This is a genomic window from Paenibacillus sp. CCS19 (genome assembly GCF_033239625.1).
Taxonomy (GTDB): Bacteria; Bacillota; Bacilli; order Paenibacillales; family Paenibacillaceae; genus Paenibacillus_T.
This window is the reverse complement of sequence record NZ_BTCK01000076.1, coordinates 1-19,643: the sequence shown is the minus strand read 5'-3', so window position 1 is coordinate 19,643 and position 19,643 is coordinate 1. Positions and strand designations below refer to the sequence as shown.

At 52.4% G+C, this 19,643-nt stretch carries 17 protein-coding genes and 2 pseudogenes; all 19 read right to left on the bottom strand.

Annotated features, from left to right (window positions below; translation table 11 throughout):
* On the bottom strand, window positions 1–2,047 hold a 2,047-nt coding region (locus SBI19_RS28545), incomplete at its 3' end, for an immunoglobulin-like domain-containing protein (RefSeq protein ID WP_317972927.1).
* Between the two features lie 354 nt (window positions 2,048–2,401).
* Window positions 2,402–2,935: pseudogene (locus SBI19_RS29605) on the bottom strand (Ig-like domain-containing protein); the annotation flags it as partial.
* Window positions 2,936–3,517: 582 nt separating this feature from the next.
* Window positions 3,518–4,378 carry an alpha/beta hydrolase gene (locus SBI19_RS28540; RefSeq protein ID WP_317972926.1) on the bottom strand — a complete coding sequence of 287 codons (861 nt, stop codon included), beginning with the start codon at window positions 4,376–4,378 and terminating at the stop codon, window positions 3,518–3,520.
* A 22-nt stretch (window positions 4,379–4,400) separates the two neighbouring features.
* The gene (locus SBI19_RS28535) at window positions 4,401–4,886 is read right to left on the bottom strand and encodes a nitroreductase family protein (RefSeq protein WP_317972925.1); all 486 of its coding nucleotides are present in this window, start codon (window positions 4,884–4,886) and stop codon (window positions 4,401–4,403) included.
* Complete coding sequence (locus SBI19_RS28530; RefSeq protein WP_317972924.1) at window positions 4,864–5,262, bottom strand: hypothetical protein; 399 nt, start codon at window positions 5,260–5,262, stop codon at window positions 4,864–4,866. Before SBI19_RS28530 ends, SBI19_RS28535 begins: the two co-directional genes overlap by 23 nt.
* Before the next feature lie 485 nt (window positions 5,263–5,747).
* Window positions 5,748–6,977: an MFS transporter gene (locus SBI19_RS28525; RefSeq protein WP_317972923.1), complete on the bottom strand. Its 1,230-nt coding sequence runs from the start codon at window positions 6,975–6,977 to the stop codon at window positions 5,748–5,750.
* Window positions 6,978–6,996: 19 nt separating this feature from the next.
* Window positions 6,997–7,482, bottom strand: coding sequence for a MarR family winged helix-turn-helix transcriptional regulator (locus SBI19_RS28520; protein WP_317972922.1), 486 nt, complete (start codon window positions 7,480–7,482; stop codon window positions 6,997–6,999).
* 129 nt (window positions 7,483–7,611) lie between these two features.
* On the bottom strand, window positions 7,612–8,208 hold the full coding sequence (locus SBI19_RS28515; RefSeq protein WP_317972921.1) for a class I SAM-dependent methyltransferase: 597 nt from the start codon (window positions 8,206–8,208) through the stop codon (window positions 7,612–7,614).
* A gap of 87 nt (window positions 8,209–8,295) precedes the next feature.
* Window positions 8,296–9,093: a sulfite exporter TauE/SafE family protein gene (locus SBI19_RS28510; protein WP_317972920.1), complete on the bottom strand. Its 798-nt coding sequence runs from the start codon at window positions 9,091–9,093 to the stop codon at window positions 8,296–8,298.
* A 308-nt stretch (window positions 9,094–9,401) separates the two neighbouring features.
* Window positions 9,402–9,629: a sulfurtransferase TusA family protein gene (locus SBI19_RS28505; protein WP_317972919.1), complete on the bottom strand. Its 228-nt coding sequence runs from the start codon at window positions 9,627–9,629 to the stop codon at window positions 9,402–9,404.
* Window positions 9,630–9,679: 50 nt separating this feature from the next.
* A complete protein-coding gene (locus SBI19_RS28500) occupies window positions 9,680–10,072 on the bottom strand; it encodes a DsrE/DsrF/DrsH-like family protein (RefSeq protein ID WP_224753702.1) in 393 nt (130 codons plus the stop codon).
* 48 nt (window positions 10,073–10,120) lie between these two features.
* Window positions 10,121–10,683, bottom strand: a pseudogene (locus tag SBI19_RS28495) (rhodanese-like domain-containing protein).
* Between the two features lie 252 nt (window positions 10,684–10,935).
* Window positions 10,936–11,646, bottom strand: coding sequence for an ABC transporter ATP-binding protein (locus SBI19_RS28490; protein WP_317972918.1), 711 nt, complete (start codon window positions 11,644–11,646; stop codon window positions 10,936–10,938).
* Window positions 11,646–12,770: an ABC transporter permease gene (locus tag SBI19_RS28485; protein ID WP_317972917.1), complete on the bottom strand. Its 1,125-nt coding sequence runs from the start codon at window positions 12,768–12,770 to the stop codon at window positions 11,646–11,648. The genes SBI19_RS28490 and SBI19_RS28485 overlap by 1 nt, the downstream gene beginning before the upstream one ends.
* A 129-nt stretch (window positions 12,771–12,899) precedes the next feature.
* Window positions 12,900–13,466, bottom strand: coding sequence for a TetR/AcrR family transcriptional regulator (locus SBI19_RS28480; RefSeq protein ID WP_317972916.1), 567 nt, complete (start codon window positions 13,464–13,466; stop codon window positions 12,900–12,902).
* A 211-nt stretch (window positions 13,467–13,677) separates the two neighbouring features.
* Window positions 13,678–14,946: a tyrosine--tRNA ligase gene (gene tyrS, locus SBI19_RS28475; RefSeq protein ID WP_317972915.1), complete on the bottom strand. Its 1,269-nt coding sequence runs from the start codon at window positions 14,944–14,946 to the stop codon at window positions 13,678–13,680.
* Window positions 14,947–15,422: 476 nt separating this feature from the next.
* Complete coding sequence (locus SBI19_RS28470) at window positions 15,423–17,294, bottom strand: ABC transporter ATP-binding protein (RefSeq protein ID WP_317972914.1); 1,872 nt, start codon at window positions 17,292–17,294, stop codon at window positions 15,423–15,425.
* Complete coding sequence (locus tag SBI19_RS28465) at window positions 17,260–19,032, bottom strand: ABC transporter ATP-binding protein (RefSeq protein WP_317972913.1); 1,773 nt, start codon at window positions 19,030–19,032, stop codon at window positions 17,260–17,262. The genes SBI19_RS28470 and SBI19_RS28465 overlap by 35 nt, the downstream gene beginning before the upstream one ends.
* Entirely contained in the window at window positions 19,020–19,382 is a 363-nt protein-coding gene (locus SBI19_RS28460) for a hypothetical protein (protein WP_317972912.1), read from the bottom strand. Before SBI19_RS28460 ends, SBI19_RS28465 begins: the two co-directional genes overlap by 13 nt.
* Between the last annotated feature and the right edge of the window lie 261 nt (window positions 19,383–19,643).

The following is a 19,643-nucleotide window of genomic DNA, read 5'->3' as shown; positions in this document are numbered from 1 at the left end:
CCGCTTTCGCCGCTGCTACTGCTTCAGCGTCGGTTTGTGCAAGCTTCGTTACCGTCAATGTGAAGGTCTTCGTCTCTTCGACGGAACCCTTCTTGATTGTTGCTGTTAGCATCACAGTCGCATCGCCTGCCGTGTAGCTTGGGCGGGTCACCGTTCCGTTGGCTGCGATGACGCTCGATTTGTCCGAGTTCCAAGTCACGTTCGTTCCATCTAGGCCAGCAGTGCTGAGTGTCAGGTTCTGCCTCACATCAGCGGCTGTGTCTCCAGTTGCATAGCCTACAGTCAATACATCTTTCGCCGCTGCTACTGCCTCGGCGTCGGTTTGCGCAAGCTTTGTTACCGTCAGCGTGAAGGTCTTCGTCTCTTCGACGGAGCCCTTCTTAATCGTTGCCGTCAGCGTTACGAGTGCATCGCCTGCTGTGTAGCTTGGGCGGGTCACCGTTCCGTCCGCCTTGATAACACCTGTTTTGTCCGAGTTCCAAGATACGCTCGTTCCGTCTAGGCCAGCAGTGCTGAGTACCAGGTTCTGCTTTACATCGTACGGAGAGTCGCCGCTTGCATAACCTACTTCCACTGCCGCTTTCGCGGCTGCTACTGCCTCTGCGTCTGTTTGCGTTTGTTTCACTACATTCAACGTGAAGACTTTCACGGCAAATGCAGGCCCCTTCATGATTACTGCCGTCAACGTAACATCAGCATCACCCTCCGTGTAACTTGGCCGGGTTACAGTTCCATCACTTTCGATGATATCCTTATTCGAAGTCCATATTATGCTCGTTCCGTTGATGCCGATCGTGCTAAGCGTGACGTTCTGCGTTACGCTCGCCGCCGTGTCACCACCTGTGTAGCCTACTTCCAACGCTGACCTCGCTGCTTCGACTGCCTCAGTATCAGTCTGTGCTTGCTTCGCCACCGTCAAGATGAACGTCTTCGTTGCTGTCTCCGATCCCTTCTTAATCGTTGCCGTCAATGTCACGGTTGCGTCGCCTAATGTGTAGCTCGGACGCGTTACGGTTCCGTCTGCTTTGATTACACCGGTCTTATCCGAGCTCCAAGACACGCTTGTCCCTTCTAGACCCATCGTATTCAGCGTCACGTCTTGCGTCACATTCGTTGCTGTGTCAGTGCCTGCGTAGCCAACCTCAACTGCATCTTTCGCCGCAGCAACGGCTTCCGCGTCAGTCTGTATCAGCTTCTTTACCGTCAAGTAGAACGTCTTCGTAAGACCAGCTGATCCTTTGGTAATTAACGCAGTCAGCTCTACTGCCTGATCACCGGACATGTAGCTTGGGCGATTCACCTTTCCATCCATATCGATAACGCTTAAGTTAGTCGTTATCCATACGATATTTGTTCCGTTAATGCCTGCCGTATCAAGTGTTACGTTCTGTGTTACGCTCGATGCATCGTCGCCACTGGCGTAGCCAATCGTTAATGCATCCCGCGCAGCTCCAACTGCCTCTTCATCAGTCTGCGCCTGCTTCAATACGGTTACAGTGAACGACTTCGTTTCCGACACCGTTCCCTTGCTGATCGTTGCGGTCAGCGTAACTGCAGCATCGCCAGATGTGTAGCTCGGACGTGTGACAACACCGTTGGCTCCGATGACGCTGCCAACATTGGAAGCCCACGTTACAGTCGTACCGTTCGTACCTGTCGTGCTAAGCGTAACATTCTGCGTTACGCTCGAAGCCGTGTCGCCTCCAGAATAGCCGACTGTGATGGCCGCCTTCGCCGCAGCGACAGCGTCTGCGTCCGTCATACCGGTCCCAGTCGTAGTGAACGTCTGGTCAGTGCCATACGTTGTGCCTTTCGAATTGACCCCCATAACTTGATAATGATAGGTCGTGTTCGGCTCTAGACCCGAAAGGGTAGCCGATCGATTGGAAAGGCCGCTATATGGCGCAACAGCGCTCGCACTGACCGTGCTGCCATAGCTTGTCGTTTTACCAAATTTAAAAGTTACCGTAGTGTTGTATCCGTTATCATTGACAGCGCCATTAAGTGTTACACCGGTATCAGTGATACCCGTTGCAGCTTGGGTCATTGCTGTTGGAGCCCCCATTACAACGACACTACTGACATTACTAGCATTAAGGTTGCCATCTACAGCTACCACATAAAGGTAATACTGCTGCGCGGAGCTAAGGTTTGAAAGTGTAATGGTATTGGATGTATTAGGGATACTTCCATACATACCGTTCGACACCATATTGGATACACTTGCACTAATTACATTACTGGCTGTTGGATTCTGAGCACTCGTTGTAATCACATAATAGATTTTACCTGCTTCATTACTGGTAAAGCTAAGAGTTGCATTCGTCGTCGAGGTAACTCTGCTGCTCACATTCGTAAGAACCGGTGGTGTTTGATCATCTATCACATTGATCTGAAAGGTCCGAGAGACTGTTGCTATTCCGTCGCTTACTTCAACGGTAAAGCTGTCCGTTCCTGTGAACCCAGCTGCCTGAGTATAGTTTATATTCCCGTTTGGTACGATAAATGTACTTCCAGACATGGCTGTGCTTCCGCTCAGGGTCAGCGTACCGTGACTCGGCGCGGTTGCAACTGTCCACGTCAATACTTGGCCTATGTCCGTATCACTTACAACCAGTGGATAATTCATATTGATAGGGCCCGCAGTTGGATAAGTATCAATTGTAGTGGTGTTCATTACAAAAGTCGGTGCTGTATTCGGCACCAAGTTAATGTAAGGCGTACCTGTCAATATCTCGATTTGTTGCGTCGTTGCAGTTTCGTTATTCGTTAGGAGGAATCTTGCCGTCGCTCCGGCTTTTCTTTTTATGACGTTAGTTACGTCAATTGTAGCGCTTTGACCTGGAAATGCAGATGAATACGTACCAACATACTCATAATCGGGATTGCCTTCAAGTCTCGACGTCGTCGGCCAACCCGCATCGCCACTAGACATAGTAGGAATGGAAGCTCCTTTATATTCCCATAATCCTATCTGTCGGGAAGCGCCCGAATTGACGCTATTAATTGGTATAGTAAGGAGGGCTCTCATACCAGCCTCAGGATATCCCACCGGTACGGTATACTCTGCAAACACATGCCCTACTTTGGCAGGAAAGGCAGGAGGACTACTGATCAAATAAAACTGAAATTCAGTCGTCAAATCATAAGAGCCAAACTCAAAATCATGCCCGATAATTTTAGAAGGATTCAATACCGGCGCAGCATGCACCACTGGTGCAAATCCCGCCAAACCGGACGTGCCTACGATCAAAGCAAAACACAAAAAGACCAATCGTCTAAGGTACAGCAGATGTTTCTTAGATCTACCTTTCATTTTCGTTACACTCCTCTATGAAATTACTGTCGAATTCTATCGAATAACCTCCCATATTATAGCATCCAACGCTTTCTTTGTGGGCATTTCCTCATATTCACCTATGTAAATTATGATTCTTAATACCTAGCAAATAATAGAATTTGTCGTCGGAAAAACAAGAAAACCGGACATCCCTGTCCGGTTACTCGTTCGCATCCTTTATTCGGTTCTAAGGTACTGATCGATGAAGTTGAGCACGCGATTCACATTGGCCGTCGTCTCGAATGCCTCGCCGCCATGGCCAGCGCCCTCGAGCAGCTCCAAGCTCACTTTGTCGCTGCCGATGACAGCCCGAAGCTTCTCCGCGAAGACGACCGACTGCATCGTCGGGATGAGCGGATCATGCGTGCCGTGCTGAATCAAGAAAGGCGGCGTCCGCTCCGAGATGTACGTCTCGGGATTCGCCGCTTGCACAAGCTCCGGCACCTCTGCGATGGGGCTGCCAAGCAGCCGCGATTCCGGTGAATCCGCTGCATGATGCACTTGATGCGGCCGGACCGCGCTGTGAACGAACAGCTCATCCATCGTCAGGAAGTTCGTCGGACCGAACCAGTCGACGACAGCCTGCACCTCGCTCGTGACCGTCATTCGCTCTCGGTGCGGATCATCCAGCTCTTCATCATGCGCCGATGTACCAGCCAGCGCTGACAGATGACCGCCAGCGGATCCGCCCCACAACGCGATGCGGCTGGCATCGAGCTGATACGATGCCGCGTTCATTTTGATCCAACGAATAGCCGCCTTCACGTCATAGATCTGGGCAGGAAACAACGCCTCTCCGCTCAGTCGGTAGTTAATCGATATAACGGCATACCCTCTAGCGAGCCCTGTCAGCATTGGTCGCAGCTGATCATCCGCCTTATCGCCGAACATGAACGCCCCGCCATGAATGTGCATAATAACCGGGAACGGACCTTCGCCGTTCTCTGGCAGATAGATGTCCAGCTTCTGGCTCGTCGATTGGGTACCATAAGCCACATCCAGCCATTGCCGTGTAATGGATCGCGTAAGCTCAGACATCGTCATCATCTGCTCCTTCTATTTAGTCCAAATAGGTAATTCGCGTATCGATTGGCGTTCTTGGCTTTGCGGCAGGTACTTCCGCAGCATAACCGATGCCGAATACGCCGATTACATCATAGTCCTCTGGCACACCGAGAATATCGCGGTTATGAGGCAGAGCGCCGAGCGAAGCCCAAAACACACCGGCGCCGCCTTCATGTGCTGCGAGCAGCAAGTTCTGAACGAAGCAGGAAACGGCCATTACGTTCTCGTCCCGCTCGAAAGGCGTTGCGCCCGGTCTCGACACAATGGCCAGGACGACAGGTGCGCCGCCGAAGTCTGTTTTGTGCCGCAGTCTCGCCCGCGTCTCAGGGCCGACCATACGAATCTCCCATGGTTCATTCAATCGGTGATTCGGCGCATAGCTGGCCGCTTCGAGCCAAGTGAGCAGATCGCCCTCGGAAATGGGGTCCGGCTTGAACATTTTGATCGTCCGACGGCTTTTAATGAGATCCATTACTGTCATCGTTAGCTTCCTCTCCATCTTCTATATCTATAGCTATATCGCTATCTTCATCGCTTGGTGAGTCTTCTTCCGGCGGTATCTCGCGCAGCTCGAATGCATAGATGAACTCTTGAATAATCGCATCCGTCGCCTTCAACTCACCACTGATGACAGGCTTGATCGCTTCGTACTCAGGCTGATTCAACTGCTGGAGCAGCGTGGCGCGTTTCAGACTTAAGGTCTCCAAGAAGGCGAGCGCTCTGCCTCTGCGGAACGTCTGCGCACTGTGAAACCGATGCTTCCCGTGCCCGCCGCCATGCTCATGCTCTTCCCCATGTTTGTGACCATGCCCTCTATGACCATGATGCCCCCGATGACCGTGTTTGCCTTCTCGCATCTCCACGTCCTCCTCACAGCATTGTCGTATACGTTTGTATACGTTAATGGTATTGTATACAAATGTATACCACACTAGAAGTGATGTCAAGCGAAGAAGCCAACCTCCAACCCTGAGAAGAGCAACAAGGGTCCTTCCCAGACGATTAAGGGCTGCTAAGCCATAACGTTGATCACTCCAGCTTTCTCCTTTCTCGTTAAACTATAACGGATGCCACAGTGCTTAATTAGCCTTCCTGCGAACCGTTAAATATTGAATTGCCCCTTCTACTACCCAATAACCACCGTGGCATCCGTCAAGCCTGATCCATTCCTCTCGTTTAACCTTTGAGATCGAGAGACGACTTTCACTCGCCCCTCGTTGGATCAGCAACAAGCAGAAATAGCGGTTATAGGGATCCCCTCCCTATAACCGCCATTTCCATTCGTGTGCTGGCTTACCTAAATAGCTGATCACGTTAGATCCGCCCTTTAAGCCATACCCTTTTATAAAGGAAGCACGCCCGCCGGCTCGGACTTGCTCTTCCGAACAGCCAGAATAGCCTGCAAGATAACGAGTACCGCGAACAGCGCCATGACGCCCGCCGAGTACATGTACATGATCGAATAGCTTGTTGCCGATGATACAACGCCTAACAAAATCGAGCCGATCGCGATACCGAAGTCGGTCGAATTGTAGTACATGCTGTTAGCCATACCGTATTGCTCCGGCTTGGAGGAACGAATCATCCATGCCTGAATCGTCGGTTGAATCGCACCGAAGCCAAGTCCATAGATCAGTGCTGCGACAATCAGCATCGGCATGCTGTGCGCGTTCGACAGCATGACCATACTGATCGCGACGAGTACGCCTGCCGGAATAAGAACCGCGCGGTGGCCTCTGCGGTCGAAGATGCGGCCCGATATCGGACGGATCAGAATGATCGTAACGGCATTGAACAGGAAGAACAGACCGACCTGCTCGATATGTACCGTTTTGCCGAACAATACCAGGAAGCTGAGCAGTCCACTATAGGTGATGGACAGCATCGCATTCAGAATGACAGGGAATACTAGATTACGGCTGACGCCGACCTTGGCTGCCGATTGACCTTGTCCCTTCGCTGCAGGCGCTGTTTGTGCTTCAGCCTCTAGCGGTGTGCGCTTGGAGCGCGACAGCCAGAGCACGGGGAAAATCAATACAACGGACGCTAATCCGACCATCGTAAGCGGACCGAAGCCTGCCTGATCCATGACATTGAGTCCAATCGACGGCCCGATCGACATGGCGAGCGAGGTGGACAGTCCGAAATAGGCGATCCCTTCCCCCATCCGCTTGATCGGAATGATGCTCGAGACGAACGTCGGCAGAATCGTGCTCGCCATCCCGAATCCAATGCCGAAGCCGATCCGCAGTCCCAAGAAGCTGTAGAAATCACCGACCGCCGTGTACAGCGCTGTCGTAATGCCCGCGATTACAAGACCCGCAAGCAGCAGCTTCATTCGAGTAAATCGGCGCATGAGCGCCGCCGTTGCGAACCGCGCGACGATTGCCGATAGTGCGAATACCGACGTGACCATGCTCGCTGCTACGTTGCCAACATGAAACTCCTCTTTCACGTACGCAGGGAAAGAAGAGATGAGCATTTGCAAACTAAGAAATAAAAGAAAAAAGCTTGCGGTTAAAGCGATAAAAGGCCGTGTCCATAACGGAGCCTGTGATTGATCCTGCTGCATAATTGCATCCTCCTTTATGTTACTGATCGTCCTCTGTCTGATGGCCCGCGTTATCCAGGCCGCCAATCGTCTCGCTAATGCGCTGCAGCAGCTCCAGCATCTTGTCGTATTCTTGCTCCGTCAGGCAGGAGCGAACGTCCTCGGTCACGCTGTCCTCAATCGACGTCGTCTCGCGAATGACGGACTTGCCAAGCTCTGTGCTGTAGACGAGGAACGACCGCCGATCGCGTTCGCCTGTCTTTTTATAGATGAGACCCTTCTTCTCCAGATGATCGAGAATACGAGTCGTCGTCGGCTTATCTTTGCCCGTCCGCTCCGCGATCTCCTTCTGAATGAGTCCTTGGGAGCGGTCAATCTGATTCAGCGCCGACCACTGCTCGGGTGTGATGCCGTAAGGACTAAGCCGATGCTGGAACAGTCCCGACACTTTCCTATACGTTAACCCGAGCGCGAATCCGATCGGCAGCTGGCCGTTATCGTGTGATTTATTCGTTGTCTCCGACATGTTCAGATCACCTTTATCGTGAATTAGTTGCTTAGACAACTATAAGTCAAACAACTAAATAAGTCAAATAAAACCCACGAGCCTCTCACTTAATGAAGTGACAGTCTCGCGGGCATTTCCTTGTTTGGGCTATGTTTTGATTAGAATGACTTGAATGACATGGCCGGCCCCGGTGTGCAGCTTGCCTTCTTCCCTTATCTGCTCGCCGTAGAAGAAATGAACCACCTGATGCTGTCGTGCCCACGCCAACATGTCCTGTGCACGGTACAACATATCGGATGATTTCGGCCCACCCGTCTTGTATCGAAGCTGTTCCTCTGAATAGACCTCGACCATCACCGTTCCTCCAGGCTTCACGACGGCGATCAGCTTCTCCAATACGGTATGCTGGCTTTCCTTCGGGAAATGGCCGAACACCATGATGGCCCCATCATATGCTCCCGGCACTACAGGGTCATGGATTAAATCCACCAACTCCGTCCTCACCTTAACCCCTGACCGCTCGGCAAGCTGCTCGGTCTTCTTGAGCCCGTTATCCGCGTAATCCCAAGCTGTGACGTCATAGCCCTGCGCGGCCAAGTAGACGGCATTGCGGCCCTCGCCTTCCGCGAAAGCGACAATGCGAGTCCCCGTCAGACGAGATGAATGATCCTTAATGAAGGCATTCGGCTGTACCCCATAAATATAATCCGTTGAACCGAACCTTTCATTCCATTCCTTCTTCAACTGCAAGCAGCCCCTTCTATGTTTCTATCCTTTCATCCTGCCAACGGCTGTTCATACAGGTCGCCGCACCATCTAAATAGAAGAAGGTTACTTGGCAAGTATGGGTATCCAAACTTTAATCGCGGTGAATCCGATTAGAATCAGCAGACCATATCGAAGCAGACGGACATCCAACTTGGCGCCCACCTTGGAGCCTATGGGAGCGCCGATCAGGCTGCCAATAACGGTGAATACCATCGGCCATAGCGGTATGCCTCCTCCAATCAGCTTACCGATCACGCCTCCAATCGCGGAGATGAACACAATGGCCAACGAAGACGCAATAGTCGTGCGAGTCGGAATGCGAAGAACCGTCAGCATGATCGGGATAAGCATAAATGCGCCGCCAGCGCCGACAATGCCGGAAACGATGCCTACGATAAAAGCGGCGCTAACCGCAATGATTTTATTGAACTGAAGCGTTTCATTCGTGCCGGATTGGGCGGCTCGGTTCGGAATCAACATGAGAATAACCGCGACTACCGCCAATATGCCATAAATGAGGTTAATGCCATCGGCATCAAGCCCACCCGAAGCAATGCCTCCGATCAAGCTGCCGACCAAGATGCTTGTGCCCATATAGGCAACAAGTCCTTTATGCAGAACGCTGCCGTCCGTTCCGCTTCTCCGTCGGTAAGCCAGTACGCCCGCCAGCGAGGCGAAGAATACTTGAAACATGCTGATCGCTGCGACATCATGCGCGGACAGATGGGCAACGCCTAAGGAGGAAGGCACATACAGCAGCAGCGGATAGTTGATGACCGCCCCTCCGATGCCGAGCATGCCCGAGAAAAAGGAGCCGACAAATCCTAAAAGCGTCATTGTGATATAGAGAAGTGTATCCATTGCAGCCCTCCCTCATGAAAAAAGTAAAAATGGCCATATACGTGCGCAGGGATGATCATGTATAATAAAGCCGACAAAACAAGTAGGAAATGAGTGATTAGCATGTTCACACGGATTAAAGCTTTGTTCACTCCAACATGCCCTAGCTGCAAACAGAAGCTCGTAGCTTCCCATAACTCCGTATGCTTCACCAAACAGTGTCCGGACGGTCATTACAAGGAAGAGAACTACTGCACGCTAGGCGTTCGAATTGTATATGATCGGACCTAAAGTAACGAGCACGGAAGCCCCATGCTCGTTACTCGGAATTATTTCTTCTTCACATAGAAGCTGAATAGGCCTTCCTCCGCCTTATGCTCGACAAGCTCATTGTTCGTTTGCTTAATCCAAGCTTGGAAGTCGTTGATCGAGCCTTTATCCGTCGACAGAACCTCCATGATTTGTCCAGGCTGCAGGCTGTCAAGCGCCTTTTTCGCCCGTACGATCGGCATTGGACATGCGAGACCTCTGGCATCGACCTTCAAATCTATATTCATTGTTATTCCTCCCATGTAAATGATGATTGTTCTTGCCATTGAAAGGCGGATTAGAACGAGAGCGTTACGTTAGCATCTTTAGCGAAATCAAGGAACGTAACAGCTCCGCCTACATCGATGCCATCAATGAATGCTTCTTTGGGCAAATTCATGACATCCATCGTCATCTGACAGGCAATCATCTTGACGCCCAGCTCTTGAGCCATTTCCACAAGCTGAGGAATGCCAGGAACATTGGCAGCCTTGAAGCCTTCCGCGAATTGCTCTTTGCCCGCCGGAAGAGGAAGCTGCGCATGCGCTTCTTTGTGAATGAGATTCAGCCCTTCGAAGGTGAAGAAGATGGCTACCTCCGCTTCGGTTGCAGCAGAAGCCGTTGCGATGTTGAATACCTTGTATGCGTCAAACAGTCCGCCGTTGCTTGCGATGATTGCTACTTTAGTCATTTCGAATAGCCTCCTATAGGTATAATTAATTGTGAATTGCTCTGTAACTCAAGCTTCTCTCTCCAATGCGCCGGCCCAGCCGCTCATGCCCGGTTCCACATTGCGGACGCGAGCAAAGCCCTTGCTTTCCAACAGTTGACAAGCAAGATCGCTGCGAGAGCCCGTGCGACAGACCACGTAAATGTCCTCTTCCTGACTTAGCTCACCCATTCGATTCTCCAGCTCGCCAAGCGGAATCGTCTTCGCGCCCGGAATGTGACTGAATGCGTATTCCGCAGGCTCGCGCACATCCAATATCGTTGCCTTCCCTGCCGAAGCGAGCACTTGCTCCAAGTCCTCGTTCGAAACGATGCGAGGAAACTTTCGTTCCGGCTGAGCTTCTCCCGCCGATGCTTTTCGGATGTAGTGCTTCAGCACTTCCCCTTCGTGCACCGTTCCCAAATAATGATGCCCCGTATTTTTTGCCCAACCCTGGATATCGGCCAATGAGCCTTTGTCCGTTGCTTCCACCTCAATTGGTCTATTGCCTTCTTCGTACGAACAATGGGCATCGGGCAGGCAAGACCTTTGCAGTCCAGCGTACGGTTAGCCTTAATGCCGTTAGCAGCCATGATCAAACCCCTCCCTAAAATGATGGTTGTTTATCCGAATTTATTGTGCTGGACAAGCGATCGAAGAATCCGTTGCTTGCACATATACTTTATACTTATACCCGTACAGGTATCTTATTGCATGTCATCATCTTACGCTCGAAGCTCCCAATTGTCAACTTGGTATATTGAACCAGGAACAAAAAGGCCGAAGACGGATCCACTCCGTCCTCAGCCATTGGTAAGCCTGTAATTAGAATTGCAATATGCCGCTTAACGGCTTACTAGTTCTTGAGCCGGTTGCATCTGGTCCAACGTTAATTGTCCGTCCGCCATCCGATAAACCTTGTCGCAGTAGGTGAGCATCCGCTCATCATGCGTGACCATAATCGCCGCTTTGCCGCGCGACTTCACTTCCTTCGCGATTAAGGAAACGACTTCGTGCGCACGCTTCGTATCCAAGCTCGCAGTCGGTTCGTCGGCGAGAATGACTTGCGGATCATTCATCAATGATCGCGCGATCGCCACCCGCTGCTTCTCGCCGCCGGACAACTCATCCGGATAAGACAATTGTTTCTCCCCAAGTCCAAGCTCCGCAAGCAACTGAGCTGCGTATGCTTTGTCCTGCTTCGTAACCTTGCCCGCGATTTTCTTAATAATGAGCAGCTGCTCCTCTACATTCAAATAAGGAACAAGATTCGACGACTGCATAATGAAGCCGATATCTTGCAATCTTATGTGAGAGAGCTCCTTAGCGGATGCGCTCGAGATCGACGCGCCATTCAACTTCACTTCACCCTCGGATGCTTGAAGCAGTGCGCCTGCTACAGCGAGAAACGTGCTTTTGCCCGAGCCTGAAGGTCCGATGACTGCGATGAATTCGCCTGGCGCAACCGATACTGAAACGCGATCCAATGCAGTCGTCCGGCCGCTGCCTTCGTTGTAGTAGTGGCTGACTTGATGCATTTCTAATCCTTGTGCCATTATTCAACCCTCCCTAACGCCTTCAATGGGTCAATTCGCGTAATGCTGCGAACCGATGCCAATGAGCTCAACAATGCAATGACAAGCAGAACGATGGAGTAGATGATGACCAGCTTCGTATCCAGAATGAACGGCATCGCCTTCGACAGGAACGATGCGACCGCATACGTTAGGGATACCCCCACTAGTATGCTGAATAAAGATATCATCATGACTTGCGAGACTACAGCCTTGCCAAGAAATCCGTTTCTTGCGCCTATCGCCTTCAATACGCCGAATTGATTCGACTTCTGCAGCGTGAATACATAGAAGAAGACCCCAAGCATGAATGCCGAAATAACGAGCAGGAAGGCCATCATCATCGTAATGCTTCCGCTTTCCTCCTTGTAACCGGGCAGCCCCATAATGGCGGCATCCAGCGTAACGGTTTCTGTCCCCTGCAGCGCAGTGCTTACTGCATCAGGATCAATACCGCTGCCCTGCAGCAGGATTGCATTGACTGGATTGCGAATGCCCTTGTCGGAGCCGGGGGCTGCGAACGTAATCGTCCGCCACTTGTCGATTGGCAGGAATACCGATGCGACGTGATTGTACGTCTCATTCTCGACGAAACCGACGATCGTCAGCGTTTCGTTCGAGCCATCCAGTCTTAACGTGTCTCCGAGCTTGAAGCCCTCGTCCTTCATCGATTCGTTCACGATTGCGCCGTTCGGCTGGTCGAGGGATAAGCCGCTGCCTGCAATGACAGCTGGTTCTAGGAAGCTGCCTGGTTCGATTCCGATCATCGCGATATCCACCTTGCCGGCAGCAAGGTCCGAAGCTTCCCCCTTCAAGACGGTTCCCATCGTGGTACCGATCGGCGAAGCGCCCTTCACGTTAGGCATTGCGCCTGCTATAGCGATGCCATCCGCTGACAGCAGCGACTTGCTCACCGAAGCATTCGAACCCTGTTCGAGCACGACATAGTCCGCCTTCATGTTCTTGAATGAGGCCGCTGCCAGCGTCTGCAGGCCATTCCCAAGACCGGACAGAATAAAGACGAGCCAAGCAATAAGGATGAAAATAACTGCAATTAACGAGAACCGCATGCGGTTCCGTTTGATTTCTCGCCATGCCAGATACATGCCGAAACTCACTCCCCCACTTTATTTGACACATGTGTCTAATTTGATGCGCGCGATCGCTGCGAACGCACATTAGAACCATTAAACAATATATTAGACACAAGTGTCAAATTTATTGGCGAGGAAGATTTACTTCGCAACGCCCTTCATCCACATGCTGAATAGCAGCACGCTCCACTCGGGAAGCGGCATTCGGAGAACATTCGGCGTATTAATAAGGTTGAAGAACACACTGATTTGCGCGGGAAGCGGCACGTCTTGTCGGAGATGTCCTTCGCCGCTTGCCTTAGCGAATATACGGCCCAATTGAACCTTTAATTCCTCATGCCCTTGTTCGATAAAGGTCATATCGCGTGCTGCTGCCTCAGAATTGTTTATATTGATTTTGTGCGCGTCGCCCAGCAGCTGGTGGAAGTCTGACTCCTCCACATATACGTATAGAATCTGCTGCAGCGCAGCAAGAGAATCCGTCTCGTCAACCTCTGCCGACTTGGACATGATGCTTCGCATCACACGCTTCATGCACGCCGCAACGATCTCTTCTTTGTTCGCAAAATATTGATAAATCGTGCTGCGCGCGCCAACCAGATGCTCGGACAGCAGCTTCAGATGGAAGCCGTCGTAGCCATGCTCCAGCAGCAGCTTCTTCGTCACGTCGAGCAGCTCCGCTTCCGTATAACTTTTTCTCCGGCCCATTCCTATCATCTCCTGTCCATTCGAACAATGTCACTAGTGTATCAAATCTAAGACAGAAAGACAGCCAATTCAACTCGGAATAGGTGTGGAATCTGTAAAATTGCTCGTTCGGAAGATGAAAAGAAGCCCGTTGCATGGTAACCCCAGGCATCGGGCTTCTTTTAATGCTGGGCTGAGGCTCCTCGATAGATGCCATCGTCCCTTATGCTTCTTATCCGCCAATCACCAGCTGCGCGAACTTCCGCTTGCCCGCTTGAATGATGTCGCCGTTGTTGACGGCAATGCGCGCATTCGGGTCGAGCAGCTTCTCGCCGTTCAGCTTGACTGCGCCTTGGACGACGCTGCGGCGCGCTTCGCTCGTCGATACTGCGAATCCGAGCGCCACGAGCAGCTTGCTAACGATTACGCCGCCGTCCTCCAGCAGCTCACCGCTGACTTGGAAGGGCTCGATCTCGTCCGGCATCTCGCGCTTCGAGAATACGGTAATGAAATGCTGCACCGCCTGCTCGGCCGCTTCCTCGCCGTGGTACATGCTGACGTACTGCTTCGCCAGCTGCACCTTCGCATCGCGAGGGTGAACGGTACCGTCCTGCAGACCTTGGCGCAACGCTGCAAGCTCTTCGTTCGTAATCATCGTGCTCAGCTCGTAGTACTTCAGCATGAGCTCATCCGGGATCGACATCGTCTTGCCGAACATATCGTTAGGCGCTTCGTCGATGCCGATGTAGTTGCCGAGGCTTTTGCTCATTTTCTGAACACCGTCAAGACCTTCGAGCAGCGGCATCAGAATCGCGGCCTGGCTATCCTCGAAGCCGAATGCGCTTTGCAGCGTCCGGCCCATCAATATGTTGAACGTCTGATCGGTACCGCCGATCTCGATATCGCTCTCGAGCGATACCGAATCGTACCCCTGCATCAATGGGTAGAAGAACTCGTGAATGTGAATCGGCAGATTGTTCGCGTAGCGTTTGGCGAAGTCATCCCGTTCCAGCATGCGGGCAACCGTCAGCTTCGCCGCCAGCTGCAGCACGTCTTCAAACTTCATTGCCCCGAGCCATTCCGAGTTGAAGTAGAATTTCGTCTTCTGCGGGTCGAGGATTTTGAACATTTGCGCCTCATAGGTTGCCGCATTCCGCCGTACATCCTCTTCCGTCAGCTGCTTCCTTGTCTCGGATTTGCCTGTCGGATCTCCGATCTTACCGGTGAAATCGCCGATGATCAGCTGCACCTCGTGGCCGAGATCTTGGAACTGCCGCATTTTGTGCAGTACAACGGTGTGTCCGATATGGATATCCGGTGCGGAAGGGTCTAGTCCCAGCTTCACCTTCAGCGGTTTGCCGCTCGCAACGGACGCAGCGATCTTGCGCGCCAACGCGTCCTCTGGAACAATCTCTGCTGCGCCTCTGCGAATAATGCTTAGCTGACGTTCTACTTCGCGCTGCTGCTCTGCCGACAATTGCAATTGTGCTTCCTTCTCCATGTTCATCTACTCCCATCGAATGATTTGATCCATGGATAAAATAGAAAAAGACAGCCTCTTATCCCTGTAAAGGGACGAGAGACTGTCTTCTCGCGGTACCACCCTAATTAAAGAAGCTGCCGATGCTTCTTTCGCTCATTCGCATAACGACATGGTTACATGCCGGGACAAGTGACGATCGGCTTATAGCCGGGTCTCTTCTCCAAACTCCGGATCGTGTAATTCAGATAGCTGACCTGCGCCGGTTCGCACCACCCACCGGCTCTCTGGAGCATTGTTCGGCTATCCTACTACAGGCGCTTAGGCGCACTGTCCTTATCCATCATGGTTTGTTGAGTTATTGAGTTATTGAGTTATTTGAATATTGTTACACATTTAATCACATAACCAAGGGATGTGTCAACCATCGCTCAAAACCTACCAGCGCTGCCGATGGTTGCCGACAGATTCGCCGTATGGTCACATCCATGTGGACTCTACTGTGCGCTCGAAGCGAACTGGTTCTGATACATATGATTATAAAATCCATTCCTTGCGATCAATTGATCATGCGTACCTTGTTCCGTAATCTGTCCATCTTGGATGACCAGTATCGCATCGGCCTCCTGAATCGTGCTTAGCCGATGGGCAATAACAAAGCTCGTTCGGCCCTTCATCAGCGTCTTCATGGCCTCTTGAATATGGAGCTCCGTTCGCGTATCCACGCTGCTCGTCGCCTCATCGAGAATCAGGATGCACGGATTGGCGAGCACCGCGCGAGCGATCGTCAGCAGTTGACGCTGCCCTTGGCTCAGGTTGCTGCCTTCGGCGCTTAGCTGCGTGTCATACCCGCGCGGCAGCTTGCGGATGAAGGTGTCGGCGTTCGCTAGACGCGCCGCCTCTTCGACCTCCCGATCCGTCGCATCCAATCGGCCATAACGGATGTTGTCTCGGATCGTTCCCGAGAAGACATAAGCATCTTGCAGCACGAGCCCGATCTGCTGGCGAAGCGCCTGTTTATCCAGCTGCTGAATGTCCTCGCCGTCGATCGTAATGCGCCCCGAACGGATGTCATAGAACCGCGTCAGCAGGTTGATGACCGTCGTTTTGCCCGCGCCGGTCGGACCGACTAACGCGATCATTTGGCCCGGATGCGCATGGAGCGATACACCCTTTAACACATCTACTTCCGGCTTATAACCGAAGCATACGTCCTCGAATACGACTTCGCCATGGATGAGCGCATGCTGTGGCTTCGGCGCTGTATCGTCCGAGATTTCCGGCTTCAGATCAAGCACTTCGAATACACGCTCGGCACCTGCAATTGCGGATTGGAACATGTTGTACTGGTTGGCGAGCTGGTTGATCGGCTGGCTGAACTGGTTGGAGTAGTTCAGGAAGCTGACAATAACGCCAATCGTGATCATATCGTGATAAGCGAACACCGCGCCGAATACCGCGATAACAAGGAAGGTGATGTTGCGCATCGTGTTCATCATCGGCCCCATCGAGCCCGATAAGCTCTGCGCCTTCACGCCGATCGCGCGCAGCCGCTCGTTGATTTCGCGGAACTGCTCGACCGCCTTCTCCTCCCGGCCGAACACCTTCACGACCTTAAGGCCCGAGATATTCTCCTGCACGAAGCCGTTCACTTCGCCGAGCTGCTTCTGCTGCTCCGAGAAGAAGTGGCGCATATGCTTCGAGATGCGCTTCGTGATGAACGCAATGAGCGGTATGGTCAGCATCGTCACAAGCGTCATCCAGATGCTTAAGGAGAGCATCATGACCAAGCTGCCCACGAGCATCAGCACGCTGGAGATGAGCTGCACGACCGTCTGATTGAGCGTATTGGAGACGTTGGAGATATCGTTCGTCGTCCGGCTCATGAGCTCGCCATGCGTTTTCTGATCGAAGAATTGCACGGGCAGTCGCTGATATTGGTTGAAGAGATCCTCGCGCATATCGCGCACCGTGTTCTGTGATAGACTCGAAGCCATATATTGCTGAATCCAGGTGAACAGTGCACTGAGCGCGTACACGCTTAACAAAATCATCCCCATTCGGATAAAGCCATCGAACTGCTTCGGCATGACGTAATCATCGATCATGCGACCGATCAGATAAGGGCCAAGCAGTGCGAAGACGGACGTCAGCACCGTACATAGGATGACCCAGAAGAGCGCTTGGCGCTGCTGTTTCAAGTACCCCCAAATGCGGCGCATCGTGCCGGATGTATTCTTCGAACGAACCTTCGGAACGGCGCCGTGATGCGGTCCGTTGCCTGGGCGGAAGCCCATTTGATCAAAGTTGGTCGGTGCCTTATTGGTAGATGCATTAGGATTGGAAGGATTGCTGCTGCTGTTTGCCATAAGACACCTCCTGCTTGCCGTATTGCGATCGATAAATATCCTGGTACACGTCACATTCCGCTAAAAGTTCAGTGTGCGTACCTCGGCCCACAATTTCGCCTTCGTCGATGACGAGAATTTGTTGTGCATCTATGACGGACGAGATGCGCTGCGCGATGAGGAACGTAATATTGTCTTCCGTCAGCTGCTTCAATGCATCACGAAGACGTCTCTCGGTAATAAGGTCGAGCGCGCTGGTGCTGTCGTCCATGATGAGAATCGGCGGCTTCACGAGCAGTGCCCGCGCGATCGACAACCGCTGCTTTTGCCCGCCGGACAGGTTGACGCCCCTCTGACCAAGCTTCGTGTTATAGCCATCTGGCAACTTGGCGATGAAGTCATGCGCCTGCGCTGTAATTGCGGCAGCTTCGACCTCTTCCTGCGTTGCATTCGGCTTGCCGAACGCAATGTTGTCGCGGATCGTACCGGTGAACAGGAATGCATCTTGCAGGATCATGCCGATCTGCCTGCGCACCGCGAGCAGCGGCAGCTCGCGAATGTCCGTACCGTCGATCTTGATCGATCCCGAAGTGACATCGTACAGTCTCGGAAGCAGCTGCACGAGCGTCGACTTGCCCGACCCTGTCGCGCCGATAATCGCAACCGTCTCGCCGCGACGCGCCTCGATGTTGATATTTTTCAGAACAAGATCCTTGGCTTCCGTAGAACCGTTATAGGAGAAAGCAACCTGCTCAAGCTTGATATGCTCGGCTGCGATAGGAGCCGATTGGCCCTGTTTCGTCGATTCCTCGATCGCCGAATGGGTGTCGAGCACCTCGCGGATGCGCTTGGCAGATACGTTGGCTTGCGTGACGTTCATGAGCAGCCCGCTGACCATGAGCAAGGAAGAGAGCACCTGCACCACATAGTTGACGAAGGCGACCAGGTCGCCGACCTGACCCATGCCCGACGATACTTGATCGCCGCCATAGAGCAGAATGGCCACAAGGCAGCCGTTCATAATAAACGTAACGATCGGCGAGTTGAGCGCGATGAAGCGAGCCGCCCGAATCGAGATTTCCGTATAGTCGCGGTTAACCGCTTGAAACTGCTCCTTCTCATGCTTGGATCGCACGAATGCTTTGATGACGCGGATTCCGGCAAGGTTCTCCTGAATGCGCGTATTAACAGCATCGAGCTTCGTCTGCACGGCAGCAAACAGCGGAGATGAAGAGCGAATCAGCACAACAAGCACAATGATAAGGACGATTAATGTACCGAGAAGAATGAGTCCGAGCCGCAGGTTAATAATAAGCGCCATAACGACGCTGCCGATGAGCAAACTAGGTGCCCGCACCAGCCCTTGCAGCGCCATCTGCAGCAGGTTCTGAACCTGCACAACGTCATTGGTCATCCGCGTGATAAGCGAGCCCGATTGAAACGTATTCATGTTGTCGAACGAGAACGTCTGCACCTTGCGGAACAGCGCTTCGCGAATGTCTGCGCCGAAGTTCTGCGATGCGCGGCTGGCGAACAGGTTGCACCCGACGCCCGTGACGAGCGAGAGCACGGTTACGACCGCCATCAAAATGCCTGTCCGTTCGATCACGTTGAAGTCGCGCGCTACGACGCCGAAATCGACGATGTGCGCAGCCAGCTTCGGCTGCATGAGGTCGAAGAATACTTCGAGAATCATGAACAGCGGGCCCAGGATGACGAACTTCAAGTATGGCTTAACGTAAGAAGCTAATCCCCACATGATGGATCGTCTCCTCCCGCCGTGCTCGGTTCCTCCGTCTGAGGGAGAGTCTCTGCCTCTTCCTCCGCTCGATTCAGCTCGAAGTGCCGCACATACTCCTCAATGACCAGCTCAATCGCCTTCAGCTCGCCGAGCACAACCTGTCGGATGGCCGCAAGCTCAGGCGCATCCAACTGCTGCCTCAGCGTATCGCGTCTTACATGAAGCCTCTCAAGAAACTGGGTCGCCCGTCCTCTGCGGAACGTCTGCGCCCCATGATGGTGATGATGTTTTCCCCGGTGTCCTTTATGTCTTCCGCCTCTATGTCTGACTTCTTCTTCCTCTGGCATAGGGCCTTCTTGTTCTCTCATGGTCGCACATCCTTTTTGCATACATTTGTATACGCCAATTTATATACCATCTAATGTATACAAATGTATGCAAACTGTCAAACGCTTAATGGAGCCAGTCGCGAGTTGGTTGAGGTCGGATTACAGAGGTTAGGCGGCATGCGGCACATTGTTCGATCGTTGGTGCAGCGTTAGGCGGGGGAATGTCACACTTATTCGGCTCGGGGCGACGCTGCGGCACGTTTAAGCGGGGTTCTACCACGCTTAATTCGGCATGCGGCA